Source organism: Lolliginicoccus lacisalsi (assembly GCF_014841105.1).
Classification (GTDB): domain Bacteria; phylum Actinomycetota; class Actinomycetes; order Mycobacteriales; family Mycobacteriaceae; genus Lolliginicoccus; species Lolliginicoccus lacisalsi.
This window is the reverse complement of sequence record NZ_JACYWE010000001.1, coordinates 546,090-569,482: the sequence shown is the minus strand read 5'-3', so window position 1 is coordinate 569,482 and position 23,393 is coordinate 546,090. Positions and strand designations below refer to the sequence as shown.

The 23,393-nt window shown below is 69.9% G+C and carries 22 protein-coding genes; 10 read left to right on the top strand and 12 right to left on the bottom strand.

The genetic code is table 11. The annotated features are described in order from the left end of the window. Positions 1 to 87 precede the first annotated feature (87 nt). Together HT102_RS02615 and HT102_RS02610 are read left to right on the top strand one after the other, a co-directional pair. Positions 88 to 1,341 (top strand): acetoin utilization protein AcuC, encoded by a 1,254-nt coding sequence (locus HT102_RS02615; RefSeq protein ID WP_192037825.1) that lies wholly within the window; start codon positions 88 to 90, stop codon positions 1,339 to 1,341. Beyond that, complete coding sequence (locus tag HT102_RS02610) at positions 1,325 to 4,042, top strand: bifunctional acetate--CoA ligase family protein/GNAT family N-acetyltransferase (RefSeq protein WP_192037824.1); 2,718 nt, start codon at positions 1,325 to 1,327, stop codon at positions 4,040 to 4,042. Before HT102_RS02615 ends, HT102_RS02610 begins: the two co-directional genes overlap by 17 nt. A 3-nt stretch (positions 4,043 to 4,045) precedes the next feature. Here the strand turns inward: HT102_RS02610 and HT102_RS02605 are convergent, their stop codons facing one another. From HT102_RS02605 to HT102_RS02590, 4 genes are all read right to left on the bottom strand, one after another. Continuing rightward, entirely contained in the window at positions 4,046 to 5,029 is a 984-nt protein-coding gene (locus tag HT102_RS02605) for a sigma-70 family RNA polymerase sigma factor (RefSeq protein WP_192037823.1), read from the bottom strand. Positions 5,030 to 5,199: 170 nt separating this feature from the next. Further along, positions 5,200 to 5,625, bottom strand: a complete 426-nt coding sequence (dtd, locus tag HT102_RS02600) for a D-aminoacyl-tRNA deacylase (RefSeq protein WP_192037822.1) — start codon at positions 5,623 to 5,625, stop codon at positions 5,200 to 5,202. Next, a complete protein-coding gene (locus tag HT102_RS02595; protein WP_333473245.1) occupies positions 5,622 to 7,136 on the bottom strand; it encodes a class I SAM-dependent methyltransferase in 1,515 nt (504 codons plus the stop codon). Before HT102_RS02595 ends, dtd begins: the two co-directional genes overlap by 4 nt. Then, entirely contained in the window at positions 7,133 to 7,534 is a 402-nt protein-coding gene (locus HT102_RS02590) for a DUF3099 domain-containing protein (protein ID WP_408611289.1), read from the bottom strand. Before HT102_RS02590 ends, HT102_RS02595 begins: the two co-directional genes overlap by 4 nt. 121 nt (positions 7,535 to 7,655) lie before the next feature. On the opposite strand from HT102_RS02590, the gene HT102_RS02585 reads away from it, so the two are divergent. Continuing rightward, entirely contained in the window at positions 7,656 to 7,886 is a 231-nt protein-coding gene (locus HT102_RS02585; RefSeq protein WP_192037821.1) for a DUF3039 domain-containing protein, read from the top strand. Between the two features lie 10 nt (positions 7,887 to 7,896). On the opposite strand, the gene HT102_RS02580 is transcribed toward HT102_RS02585, so the two are convergent. After that, positions 7,897 to 9,009 carry a YihY/virulence factor BrkB family protein gene (locus HT102_RS02580; RefSeq protein WP_192037820.1) on the bottom strand — a complete coding sequence of 371 codons (1,113 nt, stop codon included), beginning with the start codon at positions 9,007 to 9,009 and terminating at the stop codon, positions 7,897 to 7,899. A 312-nt stretch (positions 9,010 to 9,321) separates the two neighbouring features. Here HT102_RS02580 and HT102_RS02575 point away from each other — a divergent pair, with 312 nt between their 5' ends. Continuing rightward, positions 9,322 to 11,094, top strand: coding sequence for a DEAD/DEAH box helicase (locus HT102_RS02575; protein ID WP_225443161.1), 1,773 nt, complete (start codon positions 9,322 to 9,324; stop codon positions 11,092 to 11,094). A gap of 84 nt (positions 11,095 to 11,178) precedes the next feature. Here the strand turns inward: HT102_RS02575 and HT102_RS02570 are convergent, their stop codons facing one another. The 3 genes from HT102_RS02570 to ppgK all read right to left on the bottom strand — a co-directional run bounded on the left by HT102_RS02570 (position 11,179) and on the right by ppgK (position 14,235). Next, positions 11,179 to 11,370, bottom strand: a complete 192-nt coding sequence (locus HT102_RS02570) for a DUF7455 domain-containing protein (protein WP_192037818.1) — start codon at positions 11,368 to 11,370, stop codon at positions 11,179 to 11,181. Between the two features lie 203 nt (positions 11,371 to 11,573). Continuing rightward, entirely contained in the window at positions 11,574 to 13,355 is a 1,782-nt protein-coding gene (locus tag HT102_RS02565) for an RNA polymerase sigma factor (protein ID WP_225443064.1), read from the bottom strand. A 49-nt stretch (positions 13,356 to 13,404) separates the two neighbouring features. Beyond that, complete coding sequence (ppgK, locus tag HT102_RS02560) at positions 13,405 to 14,235, bottom strand: polyphosphate--glucose phosphotransferase (RefSeq protein ID WP_192037816.1); 831 nt, start codon at positions 14,233 to 14,235, stop codon at positions 13,405 to 13,407. Positions 14,236 to 14,349: 114 nt separating this feature from the next. On the opposite strand from ppgK, the gene HT102_RS02555 reads away from it, so the two are divergent. Then, the gene (locus tag HT102_RS02555) at positions 14,350 to 15,234 is read left to right on the top strand and encodes an inositol monophosphatase family protein (protein ID WP_192037815.1); all 885 of its coding nucleotides are present in this window, start codon (positions 14,350 to 14,352) and stop codon (positions 15,232 to 15,234) included. 254 nt (positions 15,235 to 15,488) lie between these two features. On the opposite strand, the gene cei is transcribed toward HT102_RS02555, so the two are convergent. After that, positions 15,489 to 16,136, bottom strand: coding sequence for an envelope integrity protein Cei (gene cei / locus HT102_RS02550; RefSeq protein WP_192037814.1), 648 nt, complete (start codon positions 16,134 to 16,136; stop codon positions 15,489 to 15,491). 435 nt (positions 16,137 to 16,571) lie between these two features. Between cei and HT102_RS02545 the strand changes: the two genes are divergently transcribed. Further along, positions 16,572 to 16,871: a DUF4193 domain-containing protein gene (locus HT102_RS02545; RefSeq protein WP_192037813.1), complete on the top strand. Its 300-nt coding sequence runs from the start codon at positions 16,572 to 16,574 to the stop codon at positions 16,869 to 16,871. A gap of 92 nt (positions 16,872 to 16,963) precedes the next feature. Here the strand turns inward: HT102_RS02545 and HT102_RS02540 are convergent, their stop codons facing one another. Next, on the bottom strand, positions 16,964 to 17,440 hold the full coding sequence (locus HT102_RS02540; RefSeq protein ID WP_192038021.1) for a DUF3093 domain-containing protein: 477 nt from the start codon (positions 17,438 to 17,440) through the stop codon (positions 16,964 to 16,966). Between the two features lie 139 nt (positions 17,441 to 17,579). Between HT102_RS02540 and dut the strand changes: the two genes are divergently transcribed. The 4 genes from dut (at position 17,580) to HT102_RS02520 (ending at position 20,139) form a co-directional block, all read left to right on the top strand. Then, complete coding sequence (gene dut, locus HT102_RS02535; RefSeq protein ID WP_192038020.1) at positions 17,580 to 18,035, top strand: dUTP diphosphatase; 456 nt, start codon at positions 17,580 to 17,582, stop codon at positions 18,033 to 18,035. A gap of 87 nt (positions 18,036 to 18,122) precedes the next feature. Further along, positions 18,123 to 18,902, top strand: coding sequence for a DUF3710 domain-containing protein (locus HT102_RS02530; RefSeq protein ID WP_192037812.1), 780 nt, complete (start codon positions 18,123 to 18,125; stop codon positions 18,900 to 18,902). A gap of 230 nt (positions 18,903 to 19,132) precedes the next feature. Further along, complete coding sequence (locus HT102_RS02525; protein ID WP_192037811.1) at positions 19,133 to 19,609, top strand: CD225/dispanin family protein; 477 nt, start codon at positions 19,133 to 19,135, stop codon at positions 19,607 to 19,609. Between the two features lie 74 nt (positions 19,610 to 19,683). Continuing rightward, complete coding sequence (locus HT102_RS02520) at positions 19,684 to 20,139, top strand: DUF2752 domain-containing protein (protein ID WP_192038019.1); 456 nt, start codon at positions 19,684 to 19,686, stop codon at positions 20,137 to 20,139. Positions 20,140 to 20,402: 263 nt separating this feature from the next. Here the strand turns inward: HT102_RS02520 and HT102_RS02515 are convergent, their stop codons facing one another. Both HT102_RS02515 and HT102_RS02510 read right to left on the bottom strand, forming a co-directional pair. Continuing rightward, positions 20,403 to 21,095: an alpha/beta fold hydrolase gene (locus HT102_RS02515; RefSeq protein WP_192037810.1), complete on the bottom strand. Its 693-nt coding sequence runs from the start codon at positions 21,093 to 21,095 to the stop codon at positions 20,403 to 20,405. A gap of 35 nt (positions 21,096 to 21,130) precedes the next feature. After that, a complete protein-coding gene (locus HT102_RS02510) occupies positions 21,131 to 23,347 on the bottom strand; it encodes an MMPL family transporter (protein WP_192037809.1) in 2,217 nt (738 codons plus the stop codon). Positions 23,348 to 23,393: the final 46 nt, after the last annotated feature.

Here is a 23,393-nt window from a genome sequence, read left to right as displayed (position 1 = left end):
ACCGCGAGCACGACGGGCGGCCGCACCGACCAGCCCGGCGGCCGCGGAACCGCCCGCGCGCGCGATGCGATCGGTAGCGTGTGCACCATGGTCCGCAACAGCGCATCCGTGCCAAGCACCGTCGTCTGGACCCCTGAGTTCCTTAGCTACCGGCTCGGCGCGACGCACCCGATGAATCCGGTCCGCCTCGAGCTTGCCATGGCGCTTGCCGAGCAGCTTGGCGCGCTCGGGGAGGCCGAGCGGATCTCGCCCGGCACGGCGGGGGAGCAGGACATCCTGCGCGTGCACACGCTCGCCTACATGGGCGCGGTCAAGCACGTGTCCGACCCGGACGCCGTGAACCGCCGGGAAACCCCGATCCTTGCCCGCGCGCATGGACTCGGCACCGACGACACCCCCATCTTCCCCCGCATGCACGAGGCCGCCGCGATCGTCACCGGCGGCTCGCTCGACGCCGCCCGGGCGATCCACCACGGTCGCGCCACGCGGGCGGTCTCCATCGCTGGCGGGATGCACCATGCGATGCCCGACCACGGCGCCGGGTTCTGCGTGTACAACGATTGCGCGATCGCGATCGACTGGCTGCTCGAGCAGGGGCACAAGCGCATCGCCTACATCGACGTCGACGTGCATCACGGCGACGGGGTGCAGCGGGCCTTCTATGGCGATCCTCGGGTCATGACCATCGCGCTCCACCAGCATCCTGCGACGCTGTGGCCCGGCACGGGCTGGCCGTCCGAGGCCGGGGACGGCAACGCCGAGGGCACCTCGATCAACCTGCCGCTACTGCCGGGGACCACCGATGAGTTCTGGCTGCGCGCTTTCCACGCCGTGGTTCCCGGAGCCATCCGCGCCTTCGGTCCGGACATCATCGTCAGCCAGTGCGGGGTGGACTCGCACCGCGATGACCCGCTCGCCGACCTCTCGCTGACAGTGGACGGCCAGCGGGCCGCGTTCGCCGCGATGCGCGACCTCGCCGATGAGGTGTGCGACGGCCGATGGCTCGCGGTCGGAGGCGGCGGCTACTCCTTGCACAGCGTGGTGCCGCGCGCGTGGGCGCACCTGATCGGGCTGGTCACCGGGAGCGAGATCGATCCGGCCGCGGCGACACCGCTCGAATGGCAGCAGCTCGTGCGCGACCGGACCCGGCTGTCGGCGCCCACGACGATGGGTGACGGGGGCGAGGGCAGCTTCCCGCCATGGGGCGGTTCGGTGGTGGGCCCGACGACGGGCCCGGCGACCCGGGAGCGTGACGTCGCCCGGGTCGATAGCGCGATCCTTGAGACCCGCCGCGTGGTGTATCCGCTGCTCGGCCTGGACCCGGATGATCCCCGTGACTGAACCCGCGAGCACCCCAAGCCCGTCGAGCGGCTCCGGCCAGGATCCCGGTCCCGCCGCTGTCCCGTACCCGCCCGAGTGGGAGGCCGACGTGCTGGCCTCCGACGGCGGCACCGTCTATCTGCGGCCCATCGCCCCCGAGGATGCCGAGCGGCTCGTCCGGTTCCACGAGGGACTGTCCGAGCGCACCCGCTACCTGCGCTACTTCGGTCCCTATCCGCGCATGCCCGAGCGGGACGTGCACCGGTTCACCCACGTCGATCATCGCGATCGCGTGTCGTTCGTTCTCAACCTTGGTGATGACATCATCGGGGTGGGCCTCTACGAGCGAATGTCGCGCGACGAGGATTCGGCCTCCGCGGAGGTGGCGTTCGTGATCGCCGACGAGCACCAGGGGCGCGGGCTCGGCTCGATCCTGCTCGAGCATCTCGCCAACGCCGCCGCGCAGAACGGCTTCACGCGGTTCGAGGCCGAGGTGCTCTCCGAGAACCGCGGCATGATCTCGGTGTTCCGCGACGCCGGCTACGAGGTCTCGCGCAGCTACGACGGCAGCATCGTCCATCTCGAGTTCGATATCGATCCCACCGAGGCGCGGCTGGCCGTGCGGGACTCGCGCGAACGGGTCTCGGAAGCACGCAGCGTCGGCAACGTGCTCCACCCCCGGTCGATCGCGGTGATCGGCGCGTCGGCGGATGTCACCAAGGTCGGTGGCGTGGTGCTGCGCAACCTGCTCGCCGCGGGATTCACGGGCCCGGTGTTCCCGGTGAACCCCGAGCGCCGCTCCGTGCATGGCGTGCGGGCGTACCCGACGGTGCGGGAGATCCCCGACGAGGTGGATCTCGCGGTCGTGGCTGTGCCCGCACCGCTGATCGACGAGGTGCTCGATGATTGCCTCGCCAAGCGGGTGAAGGCCCTCGTCGTGGTGTCGGCGGGATTTGGCGAGTCCGGCCCGGACGGGATCGCGGCGGAGCGGCGGCTCGTGCGCGCTGCCCGGGCCCATGGCATGCGGGTGATCGGCCCCAACGCGCTCGGAGTGATCAACACTGATCCCGCGGTGGGGATGAACGCCTCCCTGGTGCCGGTCCTGCCACCGCCGGGGCGGGTGGGCTTCTTCTGCCAGTCGGGTGCGCTGGGCATCGCGATCCTCGACACGGCGCGGCGCCGGCAGCTCGGGCTGTCCGCGTTTGTCTCCGCGGGCAATCGCGCCGACGTATCCGGCAACGACCTGTTGCAGTACTGGGACTCCGATCCGCGCACCGAGGTGGTGCTGCTGTACCTCGAGAGCTTCGGCAATCCGCGCAAGTTCTCCCGCATCGCGCGCCGGGTGGCCCGGGCGAAGCCGGTGATCGCGGTGAAGAGCGGCCGCCACGCCGCGCCGTTCGCCCTCGCGGCCACCGGCGTCACCCTCGACGACGACAGCGTGCGGGCGCTGTTCGAGCAGTCCGGCGTGGTGCAGGTCGATAGCATCTCGGACCTGTTCGACTGCGCGCTGCTGTTCAGCTACCAGCCATTGCCGACGGGGCCGCGCGTGGCGGTGGTGGGCAACTCGACAGCGCTCGGCGTGCTGACGGTCGACGCCGCGCGCGGGGCAGGCCTGGAGGCATTCGAGCCGCTGGATGTGGGCCCGCACGCTGCCCCCGAGGATCTCGCGTCGGCGTTGTCCGCTGCCATGGCTGACCCAGCGATCGATGCCGTGATCGTGGTGTTCGTGCCGCCCGTGGCGTTGCCGACCGCGCCCTACGCCGCGGCATTGCGCGCCGCGTCGCTGGGGGCGGGCAAGCCCATCATCACGACGTTCCTGGGCGGCGAGGGGATCCCGGATGACCTGGTGGTGCGGGATGCCTCGGGGGCTCCGGTGCGCGGCTCGGTACCGTCCTACCCGGGCCCGGAGCGCGCCGTCGCGGCGTTGTCGCGTGCCTGGCGGTACGCCCGATGGCGCAATGCCCCGGCTTCGAAGGTGGTGCGGCCCGACGGCATTGATGAGGCGCGGGCCCGGGAACTGTGCGAGGAATGGCTTCCCGCGGCGCCCGGGGGGTGGCTCGAGGATCACCAGGCGCAGGAGCTCCTTGGCTGCTACGGGCTGGGCATCGTCGAGTATCGCGACGTGGAGGATCCCGAGGAGGCCATCGACGCTGCCGCGGAGATGGGCTATCCGGTGGCGGTGAAGGCATTGGGCAGCGAGTGGGAGTTTCGCACCGATCTGCTCGGTGTCCGCCTCGACCTGACGCGCGCGGAATCAGTGCGCGTGGCGTACTGGGAGATCACGCGCATCATCGGCGAGAAGCGGGTGCGCGTGCAGCGCATGGCCCCGAAGGGCATCGCCTGCGTGGTCGGCCTGCAGGACGATCCCTCGTTCGGCACGCTCATCCGGTTCGGCATCGCCGGGGTGATCTCCGAGCTGGTCGGGGACCGGGCTTTCGGGGTGCCGCCGCTGACGGAGGACTCCGCGTGGTCGCTGGTCAACGGCCCGCGGCTCGCCCCGCTGCTCGAGGGCTATCGCGGGGCTCCGCTAGCTGACAAGGCCGCGCTCGTGGAGGTGCTGCAGCGGGTTTCCGCGCTGGCGGTCGACCTGCCCGGAGTACGCGAGGTGTCGCTGCACCCAGTGCTCGCAGCACCCGGCGGCGCGGCCATCCTGGGTGCCCGGGTGCGCATTGGCGACGACCCCAGCGCGGGCGGCGATGGCAGCCCGCGCCGGTTGCGGTGACGGCTAGTCGGAGGAGTAGCCGCGCAGCTTCTCGGCGCGGTCGCCCTGGCGCAGCTTGGTCATGACCTCGCGCTCGATCTGCCGGACCCGCTCGCGGGAGAGCCCGAAGTGCCGCCCGATCTGGTCGAGCGTGCGCGGCTGGCCGTCATCAAGCCCGTAGCGGAGCAGGATCACATTGCGCTCGCGGTCATCGAGGGTGGCGAGCACGGTGCGGATGTCGCTGTGCAGCAGCGTGGCGATGACGGACGACTCCGCGTCGGTGGCGCCGGTGTCCTCGATGAAGTCACCGAGCGGGGCTTCCTCATCGTTGCCGACGGGCATGTCGAGGCTCACCGGATCGCGGCTGTGATCGAGCAGGTCCTGGATCTTGTGCTGGGGGCTGCCGGACTCCCGGGCCAGCTCCTCCTCGGTGGCCTCGCGGCCAAGCTGCTGGTGCATCTCCCGCTTGATGCGGGCGAGCTTGTTGACCTGCTCGACGAGATGCACGGGCAGCCGGATCGTGCGCGACTGGTCCGCCATGCCACGGGTTATCGCCTGCCGGATCCACCAGGTGGCGTAGGTGGAGAACTTGAAGCCCTTGGCGTAGTCGAACTTCTCCATGGCCCGGATCAGGCCGAGGTTGCCCTCCTGGATGAGGTCGAGCAGGGGCATGCCCCGTCCCGTGTAGCGCTTGGCTAGGGACACCACGAGCCGCAGGTTGGCCTCGAGCAGGTGATTGCGGGCCTTCTGCCCATCGCGAACGATGAACGCGAGATCCCGCTTCTTCGCCGGGGTGAGCCGCGGCCGCGTCGCGAGCAGGTGCGTGGCGTACAGGCCAGCCTCGATTCGCTTGGCAAGGTCAACCTCGTCCGCGGCGGTGAGCAGCGCGGTGCGTCCGATCCCGTTGAGGTATACACGCACCAGGTCCGCGGCCGGGCTCTGGGCGTCGAGTTCGGCCTTGCGCTGTGCATCGATTGTCCTGCGACGCGTGGTTGCGGGGCTGGTCATTGCGTGCCTCCTCAGTGATCGCTATTCACTGTGTCCAACGCTCCGGATAACGGAAAAGTTCCCGCTCCGCCCCTGCCACAACGTAGCTGACCTGCATGAACGCATCGGAAGTGCTGAGAAGTTGCTGAGAAAGCAACTCTGTGCTGCTTATTGCAGCCAGTCCTTGCGCGTCATGCGTGGACAAGCACCGTGTAGGGGCCGTCATTGAGGGATTCCACCGACATGTCCGCGCCAAACCTCCCTGTGGCGACCAATACACCCCGGCCCCGGATGTCCTCGATGACCTGCTCGTAGCGTGCCCGTGCCTCCTTCGGTGGCGCGGCGGCCGACCAGGAGGGCCGCCGCCCCTTGCGGGTATTGCCCAGTAGCGTGAACTGGCTGACCACCAGCACCGGGGCCGACTTCTCCAGCACGCTCGCGTCGTCGCGGAGCAGCCGCAGGCTGGTCACCTTCCGCCCCATCGTGCGGACTACCTCATCATCATCGCCGTTCGCGACCCCGAGCAGCACCAGCAATCCCTCGCCGTGGATCTCGCCCACCGTCTCGCCGTCCACGACCACGCGCGCCCCGGCAACGCGCGAGACCACAGCGATCATGCCGGGCCACCGCCCTCCGCGAGATCAGCGGGAACGAGGAGCCCATGGCGCACGAGGCCCTCCGCGAGCACCACGGCCTGGGGCAGCACCTCGTCCGGATCCTCGCCGGACGCGAGCGCGGCGAGCTCCACGACTTCCCCCAGCGGCAGCCCATCGGGCCGCACTCCGGCCAGCACCATCGTGCCGAGCTCGTCGATCTCATGCTGCCAGCGCGGGCCGTCCCCTCGATGCACCCGCGTCACCGCTGGAGCCCAGCCCTCCTCGCCTGGCACCAGCACCTTCTCCAGCGCGACCGTCGGGTTCAGCGCGAACCTCGCGTCGAGCACATCGTGGTCGCGCAGCCACTCGACCCGGTCTAGGTAGCGCAGCGCCTCGTCGCCGAGCGGATCGTCGAAGCCCTGCATGAGGTCCTCGCACAGGATGTCCGAGGGGGCATCGGTGCGCCGCAGGAAGACGAATCCGAACCCGACCCCGGTGACGTCGCGCTTTCGCAAGTAGGACAGCCAGCGCTGCTGCCTCTCCTGCCCGCGCGGGTCACGCAGGTCCGCGTCGGCGTCGCGCAGCCAGGTCGAGACGTAGAGATCAGGATCGGCCACATCGCGCTGCACGATCCAGGCGTCGATGCCGTGCCCTGGCAACCAGGAGGCGACGCGTGCCCGCCGGTCCTCGCCGTCGAGGTGCACCCAGGACGCGAGCATCACCGCGATGCCGCCGGGCCGCAGATGATCGATGCTGTCGCGCACCATGACCTCGCTCGCGCCGTCGAGCTCCAGGCCCGAGTCGCGGTACACCAGCTCCACGTCCGTGCCGCCCACCACGAACGGGGGATTGGCGACGATCTGGTCGAACTGCTCGCCCGCGACGGGCTCGAACCATGAGCCGTGCCGCACGTCTGCCTCCAGCCCGTTCAGCGCGAGCGCGGCCCGCGTGACGAGGAGCGCGCGCTCGCTCACATCGGTAGCCACGATGCGCTCGCCATACGTGGCGGCATGGATGGCCTGGATGCCGCAGCCCGTGCCCACGTCGAGCACGGTGCCCGCCCGCCGGGCGGGTGTCGCCCGCAGCAGCGACAACGATGCCGCGCCCACGCCCAGCACATGGTCGCGGCGGGGCTCGCGCAGGCGCAGCGAGCCATCAGGGTCCGAGATCATCCAGCGCGTCCCCGTGCCCGCATCGAGCGGCCGGATATCCCACTCGCCAGCGATGCCTTCCTCGCTGCGGGTGACATACCCGGCACTGATCGCTTGCTCGAGCTTCATCGGCGCGAGCGCTGCCGCAGCGTCCTCCTCGGCTACGGCGTCACCCAGGATGAACAACCGCGCCAGGACTCCGAGCGGGCCCTGCGCCTCGCAGGCCGCGCGGATCGGCGCGGGCTCGCCGCGGTCGAGCGCGGCCATGCCGGACGGGCCCAGCAGGCTGATCAGGCCATCCGCGTCATAGCCGTGGGCCACGAAGGCCTCGCGGAGCGTGGGAGCGGCGCGGACAAGTTCATGCTCGGCGGTGTGGGTCACCCATCAATGGTTTCATGATGCTCCTGCTGCAGCGCGCGCTGCTCGGCCCGGGCGCGCCGACGCTCCGCGTACTCGCTCACCTCGTCCTTGCGGCGCGGGGGGCGGTCATTGGCGATGAGCACCGCGATCCAGGGCAAGGGGATCGACGCGCCGACGATGAGCAGCGCGAGCAGTCCGCTGCCCGTCGCGGCGAACGCGACGCCGGCGAGGATCAGCGCGGGCACGCGCATCGACATGAGGATGGTGTACTTGCGGATCCGGGCCCGCTGCTGGGCCTCGAACGATTCGGGGGCGCGCGTGATGAGGTACGCCTCGGAAGCGCCGCCATACTGCTGGGCCGTGTCCTCGTCCCCCGTGAAGAACCCGCCCCGTGGGGCATGCGGATCTCTTGCCATCATGAATCTCTTCCCGTCGACGATAGGCCGCCCTGCCCGTCAGTAGCTCCGCCTTCCAGTGTAGACGCGGGATCGCGCCGCATGGGCAGTGGAGCGAGCCCGATCGATGCGGCATCATTGATGCGTGAGCACTGATACCAAGGAACGCCCGGAAACCAGGCCGGCCGAGACGACCGACGACGACACCCCGAAGTTCTTCCACTACGTGCGCAAGGACAAGATCACCGAGAGCGCTGTGACAGGAACCTACGTCGTGGCGCTCTGCGGCGAGGTGTTTCCCGTCACGCGCTCGGCGAAGCCGGGTTCCCCTGTCTGTCCCGACTGCAAGCGCATCTACGAGCGGATGCGCACCTGACGGCCTCGCTCTAGCCGGTGCCTGGTGGCGTCGGCTGCGGCGGGATCTCCTCGGCGTCCCCGCTGGCCTCGTGGCGGCCGCGCTTGCTCTCCCCGCGAGCCCGTGCCGCAGGCATTACCCGCACCGAGCCCGATGCGAGCCGGTGCAGGCGCGCGGTCACCGGCGCCGCCTCGTCGCTGGCCTGCTGGGCCTGCTCGGCCAGCCAGGTCCTCATCTGCTCGATGCGCGTCGCGCGCGCCGGCCAGCGCTCCTGCACGACCGCATTGAACTCCGCGCCGACAACGATGGCGAAGCCGAGGAAGAACGCGAACAACAGGAACGCGATCGGAGTGGCCAGCGCGCCATACGTGTATCCGGTGCGGGCAATGCCCGAGAGGTAGAAGCGCAGCCCAGCGCTCGCCGCGTAGAAGACCGCGCCGGCAACGATCGCGCCGCCCAGCAGCCGGTGCCAGGGGAGCCGCTTGGGCAGGGCAACCTTGTAGAGCAGCGTCAGGCCGATGATCAGCAGGATGCCCACCGCCGGGTAGTACAGCGTCGCCACGAGCTCCTCGAAGGCCGCGCCCCAGCTCTCGGGTATCAGCTCGAGCAGCAGCGCGGGCCCGAGCGCCACGAGCGGCAGCGTGATCACCGCGAGCACGAGGAAGCCCACGTACAGCAGGACCGCGAAGATCCGGTGCCACACCGGATGGCGGTGCTCGTTCTGCCCGTGCGCCCGCGCGATGGCATCGACGAACGACGCGACCGCGGACGAGCCCGCCCACAGGGATAGCAGGAAACCGACGGAGACCAGGTCGAGGCGGCCTTGCTGGAGGACGTCGCTGATGGTGGGCGCGATGATCTGATCGACGACGCTATCGGTGAAGATGTCACCGCTGAACGACACGATCCGCGACTCGATGATATTGACGGTATCCGGGCCGAACCAGTCCGCGACGTAGGCGACCGCTCCGAGCAATCCCAGCAGCAGCGGCGGCAGCGACAGCACTTGCCAGAACGCGGCGGTCGCGGCCAGCGCGAAGATCGAATCGTTCCAGGACCTCGTGATCGTCTGCCATGCCACGTCGCCCGCGATGCGTGGCATGGCGGCAGCACGAGCCCCGAGGGAGGAAGCGGATCGGCTCATCGGTGTCTTCCTGGGCGCGGCCGTGGTCGCGGGATCGCGGGCGTCGCGCGCCCGGCTAGCGGCGAGGGGGTGCGGTACTGTGTCATGCTGTGCCTCGCCCGCTGTTCGATGGAACAATGGTGTCGCTCCAGCGTAGATCGCGGCCGCTCGATCCTGGGCCCGATCCGGGCGTGATGGCGCGCACAGGCCCGAGCGGCCACCGCTGGGGCCGGGGGAGTTTCCTGGAGTCGAGCCGAGCTAGGAGCGTGTGTGCAAGCCGCAGCTGTGTCATCCGAGTCGCGTCCATCCACGGGGAGCCCGAGCGCGGGTGGCCTGGGCACGGTCGAACCGGGCGCGGGGAGCTCGAGCGCAGGACGCCTCCGGAGCTGGCAGCGGCGGGCGCTGACCAAGTACCTGGCCACCAAGCCCCGCGACTTCCTCGCTGTCGCCACCCCGGGCGCGGGCAAGACGACGTTCGCGCTGCGGGTGGCCGCGGAGCTGCTCAAGGACCGCACCGTCGACCAGATCACCGTCGTGGCCCCGACCGAGCACCTCAAGCACCAGTGGGCCGAGTCCGCCGCGCGACAGGGCATCGCGCTGGACCCCAATTTCACCAACACGGCCGGGCAGACATCCTCGGACTTTCACGGCGTCGTCGTCACCTACGCACAGGTGGCGTCGCACCCCTTCAAGCATCGCGCCCGCACGGTGGCGCGCCGCACCCTGGTGATCCTTGACGAGATCCACCACGCCGGTGATGCGAAGAGCTGGGGCGATGCCATGACCGAGGCATTCTCCGACGCCACACGGCGGCTGTCGCTGACCGGCACGCCGTTCCGCAGCGATGACAGCCCCATCCCGTTCGTCACCTATGAGCCGGAGCCGGGCGGGGTGAAGCGCTCCAAGTCCGACCACTCCTACGGCTACTCCGATGCGCTCGCCGACGGCGTGGTGCGGCCCGTGGTGTTCCTCGCGTACTCCGGCGAGGCTCGGTGGCGCACCAGCGCCGGCGAGGAGTTCACGGCCCGGCTCGGACAGCCGCTCAATGCCGACCAGACCGCACGGGCGTGGCGCACCGCGCTGGATCCGGCAGGGGAGGGGATCCCCTCCGTCCTGACGGCCGCCCACACCAGGCTCGGGCAGCTTCGAGCCGGTGGCGTGCCGGACGCGGGCGGCCTGGTGATCGCCTCGGACCAGACGATGGCCCGGGCCTACGCGCAGGCGCTGGAGCGCATCACCGGCGAGAAGCCCACCTTGGTGCTCTCCGACGACCCGGGATCATCGGATCGCATCAAGGAGTTCGGCGACGGCACGAGCGCCTGGATGGTGGCGGTGCGCATGGTCTCGGAGGGGGTGGACGTGCCCCGCCTCGCGGTGGGCGTGTACGCCACCAGTGCTTCGACGCCGCTGTATTTCGCGCAGGCAATCGGGCGCTTCGTACGTGCCCGCCGCCCGGGCGAGACCGCCAGCGTGTTCCTGCCCTCGGTGCCCGTGCTGCTCGATCTCGCCGCGAAGCTGGAGAAGCAGCGCGACCATGTGCTGGGCAAGCCGCACCGCGAGAAGGATGGCTTCGACGACGAGTTGTTCGCCCAGGCCAACCAGGCCAAGGACGAGCCGGGTGACCGGGAGCGGGCGTTCACCTCGCTAGGCGCGGAGGCCGAGCTCGATCAGGTGATCTATGACGGTTCCTCGTTCGGCTCGGCGACGTTCTCGGGCAGCGACGAGGAGGCTGACTACCTGGGGCTCCCCGGCTTGCTCGATGCCGAGCAGATGCGGGCACTGCTGCGGCAACGCCAGGCCGAGCAGGTCCAGCGAAGCTCCGAGCAGCTCGCCGCCCAGAAGGAGGCCGCCGAGAAGGAGGCAGTGCAGAAGGAGGCAGTGCAGAAGGAGGCGCGCCCGGAGCCGCCCCGGCCAGCGACTACGGGCGCGCAGCTCGCCGATCTGCGCCGCGAGCTGAACAAGCTCGTGGCGATGCACCATCACCGCACCGGCAAGCCCCACGGCGCGATCCACGGCGAGCTGCGTCGCACCTGTGGCGGGCCAGCGACAGGAGCGGCCACCGCGGAGCAGCTCCAGGATCGGATCGCGCTGCTGCGCAACGGGTAGGCACCCTGCGCGAGGTGGCAGCACCCAGGGAACGCGAGCGGGGCCCGGGCTTCAAGCCCGGGCCCCGCTGCTGTCGGTGGTCGATCAGGATTCGTCCGCCGCGGCGACGACGAGCGCATCCATGTCCTTCAGGCGCGCCTCGAACTCGTTCGCGTGATGCTGGCAGAACAGGAGCTCGCCCCCGGAGGGGAGTGTCGCCAGCACGCGCGCGCGGGCTCCGCAGCGATCGCAACGGTCGGTAGCGGTGAGCCGGACGGTGGTAGCTGGTGCGGTCATGTCTCCTCCATTCCGGAGCCCGGGGGCACCTGGGGTTCGGCGATGCGATCGTGGACCCCAAGAGGAATCGCGGGATCGCATCTCCTGTCATAGGGTTAGACGAACGGGAAGCCCGCATTGTTCCCGGACCACCCTTGTGTGTGATGTGGCGCACACGCAGCAGTGGTGCCCGGGCCGGGATCCCTCGCCCATCGCGCGATGGATCAGTCGAGGTAGTCGCGCAGTACCTGGCTGCGGCTCGGATGGCGCAGCTTCGACATCGTCTTCGACTCGATCTGCCGGATCCGCTCGCGCGTCACCCCGTACACCTGCCCGATCTCATCGAGCGTGCGGGGCTGGCCATCGGTCAGGCCGAAGCGCAACCGCACCACTCCCGCCTCTCGCTCGGACAGCGTCTCGAGCACGGACTGGAGCTGGTCCTGGAGCAGCGTGAAGCTCACCGCGTCGACCGCGACCACGGCCTCGCTGTCCTCGATGAAGTCGCCGAGCTGGCTGTCGCCCTCGTCGCCGATCGTCTGATCGAGCGAGATGGGCTCCCGTGCGTATTGCTGGATCTCCAGCACCTTCTCCGGGGAGATGTCCATCTCCCGCGCGAGCTCCTCGGGAGTGGGCTCCCGTCCAAGGTCCTGCAGCAGCTCGCGCTGTATGCGGCCGAGCTTGTTGATGACCTCCACCATATGAACGGGGATGCGAATCGTCCGGGCCTGATCAGCCATCGCCCTGGTGATGGCCTGGCGGATCCACCACGTCGCATACGTCGAGAACTTGTAGCCCTTGGTGTAGTCGAACTTCTCCACCGCGCGGATCAGGCCCAGGTTGCCCTCCTGGATCAGGTCCAGGAACGCCATGCCGCGGCCCGTGTAGCGCTTGGCCAGCGACACCACGAGGCGCAGGTTCGCCTCCAGCAGGTGGTTCTTCGCCCGGTTCCCGTCGCGCAGCACCCAGCTGAGGTTCTGCCGCGCCTGCGGGCTCACGCGCTCGCCCGCCTCCGCGGACCGGCGCAGCTTCTCCGCAGCGAACAAGCCAGCCTCGATGCGCTTGGCGAGCTCGACCTCCTCCTCGGCGTTGAGCAGCGCGACCTTGCCGATCTGCTTGAGATAGGCGCGCACGGAATCCGCCGATGCCGTCAGCTCCGCATCCTTGCGGGCCTGCCGCAGGGCCTCGGACTCCTCCTCGTCCCAGACGAAGTCCGAATCGGTCTCCGTCGGCTTCTCCTCCTTCTCGGCGGTCCGCTTGGTCGCGCGCCGCTTCGGGGCCGCGGGCTCCTCGACGTGCGCCAGGTCCGGCTCGCTGATCATGTCGTCGGTGGGCTCAGCCTCGAGCGCGTCCTCGTCGCCAACGGTCGTCGCGCCCGGAGCGGCCTCCGCAGTTGCCGGGGCAGCCTTGGCGGCGGCCTTCTTGGCGGGCGCGCGCTTGGCGGCGGCCTTCTTCGCCGGAGACTTGCGAGCGGCCGTCTTGCGGGCAGGAGCAGCCGCCGCCACGCCGTCCTCGGGCGCCTCGCCCGCATCGGTGGCAGCAGGCTCGCTGGCGGCAGCAGTCGTCGCCTTCCGGGCGGGAGCCTTGCGCGCCGCCGGGGCGCGGCCCGCGCGCTTCACCGGTGCCGCCGGCTCCGTCGCGCCGACCTCGCTCGCGGTACCGGTTGCCGCGGGCTGGGCAGGATCCTCCGCGGGCCGCACGGGCGCATCCGCAGCGATCGTGGCTGCATCAGCGGCAGCACCGGGCGCGGCCTTCTTGGCCACCGAGCGCTTCGCGGCCTTCGCGGGAGCCTTCTTGGCCGGGGCCTTCCGGGCCGCGGTGCGCTTAGGCGCCGACGCTGGTGCCGTGCCGGAACCGGATGCGGGATCGGCAGAACTTGTGGTTTCAGTAGATGCCACGTACGCCCTTTCGTGACTTCGTCGTGCGGCGGCAAGCCAGGCGATCCTCAGCGGGATCAGGCTGGCGAAAAGTCCATGTGAATGAGTCCGCGATAGCGAGACGCGTTCCATTGTAACGATTCCATCAGGTGGAACGGTGCTCGATGGCGATTCGCCACGCCTACAAGGCCGAATCCAGGCGTGCCGCGAGCGCCGCCCCGACGATCCCAGCGGTGTTCCGCAGCTCCGCGGGAACGATGGGCGTCGCCACCTCGACCAGTGGCAACCACTTGTGGGCCTTCTTGCTCACGCCGCCCCCCACGATGAACAAATCAGGCGCGAACAGTGCCTCGTAGGCGCGTAGCACCGCTGTGACCTCGACCGACCACTCCGCCCATGACATCTTCGTGCGCTCGCGGACCGAGGCTGCGGCGCGATGCTCTGCCTCGGCGCCGCCCACCTCGAGATGCCCGAGCTCGGTATTGGGCACAAGGACGCCGTTGTAGAGCAGCGCCGAACCGATGCCCGTCCCAAAAGTCAGCATCATCACCAGGCCCCGCGCGTCCCGGCCAGCACCGAGCTGCTGCTCGGCGAGCCCCGCGGCATCCGCGTCGTTGAGCAGCGTCACCGAGCGGCCACCGAGAGCCGAGCTCAGCACCGCGCGGGCATCCAGGCCGATCCAGGCCGCATCGATGTTCGCCGCTGTTCGCGTGACGCCGTTCTTGACCACGGAGGGGAGCGCCACCCCGACCGGGCCACCCCAGTCGAAACCATCCACGATCTCCGTGATCGTCGCCGCAACCGCCTCGGGCGTCGCTGGCTGCGGCGTGTCGATCCGGTGCCGCTCCGAAGCGAGCTCGCCAGTGGCGAGGTCGACCAGCGCGCCCTTCACCCCGCTGCCGCCAACATCAACACCGAGCCCTAGATCGCGCCCGCCCAGCCCCGCGGCCACCCCCTCCGGTCGGTCTGCGGAGCCCGGGGGAGGCGTGGATTGACGAGCATGATCGTGCATGGTCTGGCTCCCGGTGTGCGGACGGCAAGAGGGCGGCAAGAGGGCGGAACATTCCAGGGGATCACTGTATCCGGGCAGGCCCCCCGGTGGCGCGGACCAGTGCGATGAAGCACGATGGTCACTGTGCCGGAACCCAGCAGCCACAAGACCCACGCGCCCGCGCGCGATGATGCGGAATCCCTGCGCGTCATCGCTGAGCAGCTCGCCTCCGAGGCCGCTGACCTCGTGCGAGGCCGCCGCGCCGAGGTGATCGAGGGAGCAGCCCCGGGCGGTGCCGTCAGCACCAAATCCACCTCGACCGACCCCGTCACCATCGTCGACCAGGAATCCGAGGCCCTCATCCGAGCGCGGCTCGCCACCCTGCGCCCCGACGACACCATCCTCGGGGAGGAAGGCGGCGGTGCTACCTCCACCACCGGGATCCGATGGGTCATCGACCCGATCGATGGCACCGTCAATTTCCTCTATGGCATCGATGCCTACGCCGTTTCCATCGCCGCGCAGCTCGATGGCATCACCCTGGCCGGAGCAGTCGCCGACGTGCCAGGGCATCGCATCTATTCCGCCGCGCGCGGCCACGGGGCCTGGCAGCACAGCCCGGGAGCAGCGCCGATCAGGCTGCGCTGCACCACCGAGACCAGGCTTGGCCACACGCTGGTCGCCACCGGTTTCGCCTACGACCCGGCCCGGCGCGCCGCGCAAGGCAGTATCGTCGCGCAGGTGCTGCCGCACGTCCGCGACATCCGCCGCATCGGCTCGGCCGCGATCGACCTCTGCCTGCTCGCGGCCGGGCGTGTCGACGCCTACTACGAGCACGGTCTCCACCCCTGGGACTGGGCCGCGGCAAGCCTCATCGCGGAAGAGGCCGGCGCAGTGCTCGCCATCCCGCCCGCGGACTCCTCCGGCTCCGACGGCATCGTCACCATCGGAGCTGCGCCCGGGGTCGCGGAGGCGTTCCAGGGGCTGCTCGGCGAGGCAGGGGCGCTGCGGGCGCTCTAGATGGCGAGATGCGCCGGGCGAGGTGTGCGGTGCCGTGAGCGGGGGTGCCGTGCCGGGTGCCAGTGCGCGGGTGCCTTGCCGGGTGACAGTGCGCGGGTGCCTTGCCGGGTGACAGTGCGCGAAATGACAGCGATCGCGGGAAACGCGGTCGTTTTTCGCACACTCGTGCCCGCTCGCGCACATTCGCGCCCGCTCGCGCCCCCGTCGCCTTGAACCCATGCTGCCCGCGAGGCCCAGGCAACCACGCTAGCCCGCTAGCACAGGGCCGCGCGCGCCTTCTCCACGAGATCGGTGGTGGGTCCACCGCCGTCGCCCGAGCGGAGGAGCTGGATCACGGCCTCGCCCTCGGGAGTGGGGGAGATATCACCGAAGTACGTGCCGAGAGCAAGATCCACGGTGTTGTCCGGGCGAGCGTCCTCGATGAGCTCCACGCAGGGTGCTGCCAGCCACAGCGCGCTCGCGGCGGCGCGGCCTTCGGGGCCGAACCGGATCTGGCCGTGGCATTGCATGTTCTGGTCGGTGTAGAGGGGATCGTTGCCAGCCTGCACGTCCGCGGCAGGCTGGTAGCCGAGCTCGCTGAGCTGCGCGGCCACGGCCGATGCCTGTCCGACCTCGCCATTGGCGTTGTACACGCGGACCTGGGTCAGGCGCAGGGGCGCGGGCGGGACCTGGGCGAGCTCATTGCGCGAGAACGGCTCGCCGAGCTCGGGCCCGCCCGGGGGCGGGGCGGGACAATCGATCGCATTGACCGGTGGCTCCTCGAGCGAGACGGCCCTGGTCCATACCACGGCAACGGCCCCGAGCAGCAGGATCAGCACGACGAGCGCGGGAATGCGGCGTCGATGCTTGTACGGCCTGCCGTTGGGGTCGGTGGAGTGGGCTTCGGTGATCTGTGAGACCACGGTGCTTGGGTTCCTTTCCGCAGCCGACCTGGTGTGCCGGCACCGAGTGCTGGCATCGCGAGTGTAGCCGCGCATCGGCCCGTGGGTGCTGTGCCGGTGCCGGCTCGTGGCGACTTCTCCGGGCAATCGGGCGCATGTCGCGGAATTGCTCGGCAATCGGGCGGGTTGTCGGCTATTGTCTGGCGGCCAACACTTGTCGTGCGGCGCACGGACGAGGCGTGGATCACACGTGGTGAGGCGCGACCGGGCATAAATCGTCCGGATGTTGCGTTCTTCCACCACGCGCGTACTCTGTGCCCGATCATGGCGACGGCATGCTCGTCGCGGGAGCAGCGCAGGGCATGCGTTGCGGAAATGAGTGGCCGTGCTCATGTGTTGCACGGGGTGCGGGCACCAGCGTCTGGAAACAGCGCAACTGGATAGGGGATGTGAAAGATGCCTACTGATTACGACGCGCCGCGGCGCAGCGACGCGGACGAACTGTCCGACGGCTCGCTGGACGAGCTGACGTCGCGCCGTGGCGAAGCACAATCCGCAGTGGTCGATATCGACGATGCAGACACCGCGGAGTCGTTCGAGCTGCCCGGTGCTGACCTCTCCGGGGAGGAGCTCTCGGTCCGGGTCGTCCCGAAGCAGGCCGACGAGTTCACCTGCTCGAGCTGCTTCCTTGTGTTCCATCGGAGCCGCCTCGCGAGCACCGAGGGCGGCCAGATGATCTGCCAGGACTGCATCTAAGCCCTGGCAGCGCGGCACATGAAGCCGCATGCCCGAGCGCCGCGCGTAGCGGGTCGATAGCTGACCGCCTCAGCCCGGCGCTGCCGCCGTGTTCACTCGTGGGAGCGGTGACCCTCCAAGGCGGCGACCAGCGCATCCGGATTCCGGGTGCTGACGAGCCAGTACGGAGTGGGGTCCTCGGGATCATCGAGCACCACGAGGACTAGCGCACTGATCCATGCGCGGTGCACCACATACGCCGACGGGTCGAGCTGGCGGCCCATAGCGGCCTGCTTCGCGGATGGCGGGATCGCAGCCACACGATCGATGACCGAGACCGGCAGGCGCGCTTTCCCGGCGTGCAGCATCGCTTCCCCATCAGCACCAGCCACGACCGCGACCTCCGTGCGTGACATCCGCCACAGGAGCCACAGCGGAACCGGCGCGAGGATGAGGAACGGCAGCACCGGGGGCAAGCTGCGGATACCGATGGCAAACTGCATGGCCACCAGTGCTGCTGCGGCCACGCCGAGCGGCCACCACCACCACGGGACCCACAGGAGCTCGCGGTAGCTCCCGGCGGGCGGGATCGAACCGCTGTCGTCGCGTTTCGCTGCGGGCTCGTGGGGCGCGCGGGACTCGCGTCCCGGGGATTCATTGCTCGGCACGTCCTACAGGGTAGTCTCGCCGGTCGTGGACACCGAAACCCCAGCAGGCAGCCGCACGGATATCGTCGTTCGGCTGCGTCGTCTCGACCCAGGCATCCCGGTTCCGCGCCGCGCCCACCATGGCGATGCCGGAGCGGACCTGTGCTCCACCGTTGATATCGTCATCGAGCCCGGCGAGCGTGCTCTCGTCGGTACTGGCATCGCTGTGGCGCTGCCCGTGGGCACGGTCGGGCTGATCCACCCGCGGTCGGGGCTCGCCGCACGCACCGGGCTATCGATCGTCAACACCCCTGGGACCGTGGACGCTGGCTACCGGGGCGAGATCAAGGTGTGCTTGATCAACCTCGATCCGCGCGAGCCGATCCATGTGCGGCGGGGCGATCGCATCGCTCAGTTGCTCGTCCAGCGCGTCGAGCTGGCGGAGTTCGCGGAGGTTGCCTCGCTCGATGACACGACGCGCGGCGCGGGCGGCTATGGTTCCAGCGGGGGCCACGCGAGCCTGGACGGGCCCGCGTAGGCTGGCGGGCATGGCCAGCGTGGGCGCGGCGACCGTTATCGCGCCGCCCCGCAGGGCAGCAAAGGCGATCCCAGGAAGGGACTTCACGTGGGCTTTCTACGCCGCAGCAAGAACTCCGATAGCAACGATGAGGCAACCGCGGCCGAGGCTGCCGGCTCGGCCGCTCCCGAGCTCGTGGACCAGCAGTCGGACCGATCTGATGGACCATTCGACGTATCGGAGAAGGAGTTCGCTGCCGATGATCCGCAGCGATTGAACCTCGGCTCTGTCTCCTTGCCGATCCCAGCTGGCGGGCAGGTGCAGGTCGAGATGGGCCAGGGCGGAGAGGTGCAAGGCGTGCACCTGGCCACCCAGCATGGCCGCATCACGGTCATCGCGTATGCCGCGCCGCGATCCTCCGGGCAGTGGCTGACTGTCTGCGACGAGCTTGCCGCGTCCCTCGCCACCGAGGGCGCCACCATCGAGTCCGAGGATGGGCCATGGGGTGCCGAGGTAATTGCTCGCACCGAGAAGGCTGACATCCGCTTCATCGGTGTCGATGGGCCCCGCTGGATGATCCGGCTCGTCGCCGCAGGGCCCTCGGGCACGGGCGACACGGATGGGAACCTCGCTGGCCTCGCCCGCGAGGTCCTGCGGGGCACGGTCGTCACTCGGGGCGATGCGCCGTTGCCAGTGAGGACGCCACTGCCAATCACGCTGCCGAAGGCGCTGCACGAGCAACTCATCGCGATGCAGCAGCAACAAGCAGAACAGGCCGCCAAGCGCCGGGCGGCTGGTGGCGCTCAGGCCCCGGCCGGTGGCCAGGCCCCGGCTGGTGGCGCTCAGGCCCCAGCAGGAGACCAGGCAGGCGGACAGGCGCAGGCCTGATCGGCGCCCGGATCGCGCCGGCTAGCCGATGGGATCGAACTACGGATGGTGGAGCCATGTGGTGAATCGCATAGCTGCTATCACCGGCCGAGCGTCGTCGGCTATGGTTCCTGGAAAATCTCGTGGCGGCACCTGGAGGGGGAGCGGCCACGATCGAATGGGTGCCCGCGCGACGAGACCCTGGATCAAGGCGATCGTCGTGGAGCGGCACACGGTCACCAGGGGGAACGATGAGCAACGAATCCGCGAATTCCGGATACCCGCGCGATGACGCCCACGGCGCGCCAGGCCAGGATCCGTATGGCTACCCGGGCGGGCAAGGCGACCACAGCGGCTACCCGCAGGGCCAGCCCGAGTACGGCCAGTCCCAGTATGGCCAGTCCCAGTATGGACAGGCGCCGTATGGACAGGCGCCCGGCAACTATGGCGCGCCGCCCGACAACGGACTCGTGTGGGGCATCCTGGTGACGGTGCTGTGCTGCCTGCCGCTGGGCATCGTGTCCATCGTGAAGGCTTCGAACGTCAACAGTCTCTGGGCGATGGGCCAGTATGCGGCGGCCCATGAGGCCGCGGCCGAGGCGCGCAGGTGGGCCAAGATCGGTGCGATCGTCGGCGGAGTGTTCTACGCGCTGATCGTGGTCTTCTACGTCGTGATGTTTGTGTTCCTGTTCGCGGCAACCGCCTCGTCGGGCTACGCGACCTACTGATCATGACTCTGCTCCCGCGCGCTGGCGAGGACACGGGCACCGAGGTGTCGGCCAGCGAGTCAGCCCCACGGCCTATGGGGGAGGCAAGACCTGCCTCGCGGCGCCGGCGGGGGGCCGTGCTGGACACTGCCCGGTCGCTGGCTGCCCCCGCTGGAGTGGCGCTTGCGGCGAGCGCGGGATGCATCGCGATCAACTGGGCGGATCCGACCACGCCAGGCGGCATCATCCCGGAATGCCCGAGCAAGCTCCTGTTCGGAGTGAACTGCCCTGGTTGCGGCTCCACCCGCATGGTGTACTCGCTGATCCGCGGTGATCTTGGTGGTGCTATCGCGTACAACGCTCTCGGCGTCGCTGCGCTGATCCTGGTGCTGTGGAGCTACGGCGCATGGACGGCGGGCCTGCTGCGCGGGCGGTTCGTGCGGAGCTGGCAGCACCTGCGGTGGGCGCCCCTGCTCGTTCTCAGCGTGGTACTGGCGTGGTTCATTGCCCGCAATATTCCCGTCGAGCCTTTCGTCTCGCTGCGGGTCTAGGACCAGCGGGCGCCTCCGCGGCCGGGTGGGGTCTCCCCCTTCGCCGCCGCCTGTGCCGCCGCCTCTGCCGCCGCCTCTGCCGCCGCCGCAAACGCGATAGAAACCACTGGATAGCCGGCCCGTTTTCTATCGCGTTTGGCAGTTTCAGGTGCTTTTGCGGTCAGGCCACCACCACCGCGGCCCGTCCCCCACCACCGCGGCCCGCCCACCACCGCCGCGGCCCGCCCACCACCGCCGCGGCCACCGCCACCACGCCAGCCGAGCTACCGGCCTCCGAGCGCGGCGAGCGCGGCGAGCGAAGCAGTGCCGAGCGCTGCGGGATCCTCGCCGATCCAGGCGAGGGGGAGCGTCTCGATGTGGCAGCGACGCAGGTGCTTGCTCCATTCCTCGGCTGCCGCGCGCGGGTGGATCGGATCGTCGGTGGCCGCAGCGATGCCAACGGGGCAGTCGACGCGGGAGAGCACCTGCGCATCGAGGTCGGCGAAGGCCGCGGCTGCGCGCAGTGAGCCGGGCAGGCCGGGCCAGAGCTGTCGCCAGGAGGCCTCGAGCTCGTCGGCGAGCCAGGCCGGGCTCGTGGCGCGCATGCCAGCGATGGTTGCTTCGAGCCCGTCCTTGTCGAGCGCGTTCGCGGTGATCGTCGCGCTGAGCGCGGCCGGTGCGCCCGCGGAGCTGCCGATCCAGGCGGGAAGGGCCGCGAGGATGCCTGTGGCGCGGCCGGGGTTGCGCGCGGCCCAGGTCGTGGCGAGCGCGGCACCGAGGGAGATGCCGCCGACGAGCAGCTCGGAGGCAGTCGCGGCGAGGGTGTCGAGCTCGGTGAGCGCGGACTCGATGAGGTTCGTCGGGTCCGGCTCGATGGCGACGAGGGTGATACCGGCGGCCGCGAGCGGCCCGGCGAACGCGCGCTGCACGAACGCGGCCCGCGAGCCGGTCCCTGGCAGGAGTGCGGCGATCCGCATGATTGTCCTCCGTTGCTCGCGCGGGGTGTCCCGCGCTAGTGGTCGCTGATGGCGAATCGCTGGTAGATGGCGCGCGCGGGCCGTGGCAGCCACCAGCTTGATTCGCCCATCAGTTTCATCACCGCGGGCACGAGCAGCAGCCGGATGACGGTGGCGTCGAGCACGAGGGCCGTCACCATGCCGACGGCGAGGATGCGCATCATGGGGATGCTGGAGATGCCGAACGCCCCGATCACCAGGATGAGCAGCAGCGCGGCCGTGGTGATGATGCGCCCGGTGTGGGCTACTCCGGTAGCGATGGCGTCCTCGGTGCTCGCGCCGCGGCGGCGGGCCTCGGCGATGCGCGAGACGAGGAAGACCTCGTAGTCGGTGGAGAGCCCGAACAGCACGGCGATGATGATGACGGTGACGCCGACGTCGAGCGGCGCGGGGGTGACGCCGAGCAGATCAGCGCCGTAGCCGAACTGGAAGATCGTGACGACGATGCCAAGGGAGGCGCCGAGGCTGAGCAGGCTCATCAGCACGGCTTTGACGGGCAGCGCGAGGGAGCCGAAGGCGAGGAAGAGGATCACGAGCGCGGCGCCGGCGATGACGAGCAGCATGATGGGCAGCGTGGCGCGGGTGGCGTCGACGGAGTCCGCGGCCTGTGCGTCCGAACCGCCGACGAGGATCTCGATGCCGTCGGGCGGGGCGATTCCGCGTATGTCGCGGATGGTCTGGTGGGCTGCTTCGCTGCCTGGTGGTTCGGCGAGGGTGGCCACGAGCACCGTGTAGTTGGTGTGGCTTCCGCGCGAGCGGACCGTGGTGATGCCGTCGAGCTGCTCGAGGCTGGTGGCTACGCGGTCGGTCTGGCCAGGCGGGGGAGGCTCGCTGGCGCTGGTGGAGCGGGCGAGCACGTAGGCGTTGCTCGCGGTGATGGCGGGAAACTCCGCGGCGAGCATCTCGGTGGCGATGCGGGACGGTTCGTTCTTCGGCAGGGAGCGGGCGCTGAACTCGCCGAAGTTGATCGCGAGCGCGGGGATGCTGGCAATGATGAGCACCAGCAGGATGGGCGCGGCGATGGTAACGGGCCGGCGCATGACCCAGCGGGCGAGCCGCTCGTAGCTCGCGCTCGCGCCGTGGTTGGTGGTTCGCTGGAGGCGGTGGCTGGCGATCCGGGTGCCCAGGATGGCCATGGCCGCGGGGATCACGGTGAGGGCGAGGAGCATGGCGATGGCCACGGAGGCCATGCCGCCGAGCGCGAGCGATCGGATGAACGGTTGCGGGAAGAGCAGCATCCCAGCGAGCGCGAGGATGAGCAGCGAGCCGGAGAACAGCACTGTGGCCCCGGCGGTGGCGACGATGGCGCGGACCGCGGCGGGGATGTCCCGGCCGCGCGAGATCTCCTCGCGGAAGCGGGAGACGAGGAAGAGGCTGTAGTCGATGGCCATGCCGAGCCCCAGCAGGATGGACATGTTCAGGGCGAAGGCGCTGATCTCGGTGCTGAACGAGATGACACGAAGGATGCCCATGGAGCCGAGGATGGCCAGGCCGCCGGTGACGACGGGAAGGGACGCGGCAGCGAGCCCACCGAAGACGATGACGAGCAGGATCAGCGTGAGGGGGATGGCGGTGGCCTCGGCGATGGCGAGGTCCTTCTGCGCGCGGGCGTTCATGGCCTCGCCCATCGCGACCATGCCACCGATGCTGAGCTCTGCCCCCTCCACGGGAAGGGAGTCCCGGATGGCCGCGTAGTTCGCGAACAGGTCCTCCACGGAGTCGCCGGCGAGCTTGATCGTGGCGACGCCGCTCTGCTGCTCGGAGTCGGAGAAGGCGGCGAGCGCGTCGGCGGCGGCAGCACGCTCGGCGGGAGCCACGGGCTGCGGTTGCCCGGCGACCTGTGCGCGCATCATCGCGCTGAGGGCTTCCTGCTGCTCGCGCTGCACCGACCAGTAGGACGTGACACCGCGAACCCGCTCGGGGGGAAGGGAGTCCAGGGTGGTGTTGATGCGATCGGCCAGCCGGGGGTTGTTGATGCCACGGGGCGAGGGGGCAGTGTAGACGAGCACGAGGTCGGCATGCTCGACGAGGCCGGTGTCGCCGAGCATTGCCGCGACGCGGACGGATTCACTGCCGTCGGGCTCGTAGCCGCCCTGGGAGAGCTTGGCGAAGACGCCGATGCCCCAGACGCCGCCCGCGAGCACGACGATGGTGGTCGTGATGGCGATGAGCCATCGTCGGTGTACCAGGGTGGTGCCCCAGCGTGCGAGCATCGTGTCCTCCGGTCTTGTCTGCGCGTTGCGCGAGGACGAGAGGCCG